This is a genomic window from Ilyobacter sp., assembly GCF_041583315.1.
Taxonomy (GTDB): domain Bacteria; phylum Fusobacteriota; class Fusobacteriia; order Fusobacteriales; family Fusobacteriaceae; genus Ilyobacter.
In genome coordinates this window covers 1-3,855 of the sequence record NZ_JBFHGC010000270.1, presented here as the reverse complement: position 1 = coordinate 3,855, position 3,855 = coordinate 1, and the positions used below count along the sequence as shown (strand labels likewise).

Annotated in this window: 3 protein-coding genes; all 3 read right to left on the bottom strand. The window is 37.0% G+C overall.

The features are described from left to right. Nucleotides 1-48: 48 nt before the first annotated feature. Nucleotides 49-540, bottom strand: coding sequence for an OmpH family outer membrane protein (locus ABZA26_RS09680; protein WP_372714318.1), 492 nt, complete (start codon nucleotides 538-540; stop codon nucleotides 49-51). Nucleotides 541-565: 25 nt separating this feature from the next. Next, the gene (locus ABZA26_RS09675; protein WP_372714317.1) at nucleotides 566-2,590 is read right to left on the bottom strand and encodes an outer membrane protein assembly factor; all 2,025 of its coding nucleotides are present in this window, start codon (nucleotides 2,588-2,590) and stop codon (nucleotides 566-568) included. Between the two features lie 11 nt (nucleotides 2,591-2,601). Further along, on the bottom strand, nucleotides 2,602-3,855 hold a 1,254-nt coding region (locus ABZA26_RS09670), incomplete at its 5' end, for a translocation/assembly module TamB domain-containing protein (protein WP_372714316.1).

The window sequence follows — 3,855 nt, the reverse complement described above, 5'->3', positions numbered from 1 at the left end:
TCTTGTAATTTGTAATTCATAAAATAGCCTCCCAGTGCATTATATAGTTTAGTTTAACTTTATTTTTTCACCTTTTTCCATTTGGTTGATTACTTTTTGAGTTATATCTTCTCCGCCAAACTTAATTGCTCCTTCTTCAAAAATATAGTCAAACTTTTCTTTTTTGGCAACTGACTGAACAGAAGCATCTATATTTTTAGTTATTTGACTAAACTTTTCCTGCTCCTGTCTGTTCAAGTTCATCTGTGCCTGGTTTACATATTTTTGAAAATCTGTAGCCTGTTTTTGGAATTTTGCCTTCTCTTGTTGTGTTACAGAATTTCCCTTTGCCTGAAGTTCAACCTTTAGTTTTTGTAAATCCACTTCTTGTTTTTTGATCTCATTTTCCAGTCTGCTTTTTTCTTTTACAAGCTGTTCCTTTACAGCTTTTGTCCCTGAATACTTTGAGAATACTTCTTGAGAGCTCACGTATCCTACTTTCATGGCAAACGCCGACATTGACATTGTCGCCGCCAGAGCTAGAATCGTTAATTTTTTCATGCTTATCCCCCTGTATTATAAATTTTTAAAATGTATGTCCCATATTAAAGTAAAACTGCATTCCAGAATCATCTGTGTCTCCCACAGGCCATCCGAAGTCAAATCTTAAAGGTCCTAAAGGAGTATTAAGTCTCATCCCCACTCCTGCACCTATACCTATATCATTAGGAAAGTCATCATCATGTTCATAAGAAGTGTCTCTTCCGTTTTGATCCCAGGCTCTACCTGCATCTACGAACAATACAAAACCTAATACATCATTTATCTGGCTTCTGTTTTCCAAAGTAAAGGTTAGCTTTTTTGTTCCTTTGTAATATCCTCCGTCATAACCTCTTAGAGTACTTCCTCCACCTACTCTGAATCTCTGAGATTCTTTTGTAGAATCTGTCATGATACCACCTATCGCTCTATAGGCAAAGGTGTTAGTTTTCCAGAAACCTCTGTGATATTTTCTCAGTTCAAGAGTTGTATTTCCGAATATATCTGCATCATAACCGCCTGCATATCCTCCTTCAACCTGAAGTTTTGCATATTCCCCTTCAGTAGGATTCCAGAAGTGATTTCTTGTATCATATGTTATTGCCGGGAATATACTTACTAATCCATAATCGTCTGTTCTGTCACCATCTTCATCGTCTTCAGTTATATACTCTGCTTTAGTACCGAGGCTCACTCTCACTTTTTTAGTAAGACCTTTTCCGGCGTTTACTTTAAATCCGTAGGTATTTACATCATAAAACAGTTCACTGTCGTCATCTTCATACTGGGATTTATAGAGACTCCATCCCCATGATATCCTGTCTGTATCTTTTATCCAAGGATCCTGAAAATCAAGTGAGAACTTGCTGTAGTCAGAATCTGATCTTTCATAAGTCAGTCCAAGATCCTGCCCTTTTCCCTTGTAGTTGGTATCTTTTATCGAAAGACTACCTAGAAATCCTACTTCAGAACCGTAAGAAAGTGCTCCCTGAAGTGATGCAGTTCTCTCCTCGTCAAAAAGCATAACTACTATTCTTCCGTCTGGATCTCCCGGTATACTCTTATACTCAGGTTTTATGTTCTTAAAATTCCCAAGTTTCATAAGATTTTTAATAGATTCCTGGTACTTGTTATAGTCAAATACCTCTCCCTCTTTAAATTCAAGTTGTCTTTCTATTACATAATCTTTGGTTTTTAAGTCATTATCTGTTGCTTGTCTTCTGGCACCCTTTTGTTTGGTTACCATTTTTCTGAACTGAATATCTCTTACCACACCTTCGCTGAGATATATCTCCAGTTCATAGCTGTCGTTTAAGCCTATATTTGCAAGTTCAGTAAGGGCATATCCGGCCTCATGATACTTAGCGATGATTCCGTCCTTATCTTCCCTCAGGGTATTTAGGTTGTAGATTTTCCCAGGCTCGGTTTTTATACCCTTCATAAGTTCTTCAGTAGAGTATACCGTATTCCCGTAGATATTTATTCCTGTTATAACCGGGTTCTCCGAAAGGTTGTATCTTACCAGTACTCCTTCTCCGTATTTATATACCTCGGGAGTTACCTCTCTGAAATATCCTGAATTTAGGATATTCTTCTGTCCTTCCAGTACCTTTCTTTTAGAGAAGTATCCTCCTGTTTTTACAGGTATCATGTTTAGGATTTCTTCTCTTGTTGTGTAACGGTTACCATATATCTCTATCGAGTTCACAACTAGAGATTTGTCTATGTTTTCTCTTTCAGACAAAGGTATAACTCCGTTATCTTCCAAAATCTTTTTTGAATCTTTTCTTTCTTTGATTTCCACACTTAGTTTGATTCCGGCGTCGTAGAGTTTCGGGTAGATGACCACATCTTCTATGTAACTGAGATTTTTGATCCTTTTATAGTCTTCTACCATTTTCTCGGTGGAGTAGCTTTCTCCCACCTTGGATTCCATAACAGACTGGACAACCTCTATGGGCACCTCTCTGTTGTTTGTGACCTCTATCTCTTTTATCAGGTAATTTGCATCTTCACCTAAAGCCAAAAGAGAAAAAAGAAATGTAAGTAGTACTAATAATTGTTTTCTCATCATACCCTCCACTATTTTTTTCTGAAGATGTCTAGCAGGCTATCATAAGTCTTTCTAAATTTGAAGTCGATATGATAGTTTAAGTTTGACTGTTCATCCTCATCTATATTTAAACTCCCTTGCGGAAGCTTTCCCACTCCTAACCCCCATAAAAAACTTTTTGCAAATCGGTGTTCCAGTACAAAATCATATTCATCTATAGAATCTCCATACTGTGTGTCCGCTATCCTGGCCTTTGCATTCCAGAATACCTTATCTTTATATATGGGATTTTCAGCCTCAATAGATGCACCCAACCCCAATGAAGAACTTTGCTGATAATCTTCTTCACTTTCATCATAGGCTACCAGGTCAGAAGATATTTTAAACTTTGATATCCTAAGTAACTTTTGAATCTCATTGGAAACAGGACTAAAAACCTGTTTTGATATTTGTGTATCCAGCACATTTTTCACCATGACACCTGAAGTTCCCGTAGAGTCAATAGTCTTATGAAAAGCCAAAAGTGCTGCTATATCTTCCTGAGGGAGTCCCGAACTAGAGCTCAGGGTCAAGTCCATACTTCTGTACTCTCCACTCACCCCTATATACACCTCTTCATCTGATATAGTAGACCTTGCACTCACAAGCAAGGTTGGGTTTACCTTGGGAAAATACTCATCTTTTTTATCAAAAATAGCTATTGCTCTGTCTATTTCGAAAAGATTATTGTTTATTGTTATCTCCCCACTCTCAGATTCAAGCTGCCCCAAAAACTGGGACTTTTTATCCTTCAGAGTTACCTTTCCACCGCCTTTTATGACAGCTTCCAAGTCTTCTACTAGTGTTGCCACTTTGTCGAGCTTTATAAATATACCTTCTTTTATGACTACATTTATATCCATTTCAAGATTTTTTTCTCCAGGCCCTACTATTGAAAAATCAGAACCAAGTTCTTGACTGGTATATATTACTTCGTTTTCAGAAACAGAGACTTTTGATTTCAAATCATCAATATCTTCATTTGAAATTTTCGGTATCCCTGTAATTTCTCCCCTTTCTATGGTGAAGTTTCCTGTAACTTTATTCCCTTGAAAAACAGCATCACTGCTCAGAATTAATTTTATAACATTCTGATAATCATATCTCACCTTGTTCATCTTCAAGGACAGAGAGTAATCCAATGAGGTCATAGGATCAAAATCATCTTTAACCTCTTCAATATCAGGAATTTTTAGGTAACCTTCGAGAGAAAGTTCTCCGTTGTTTACATTCCCCTTAAACTT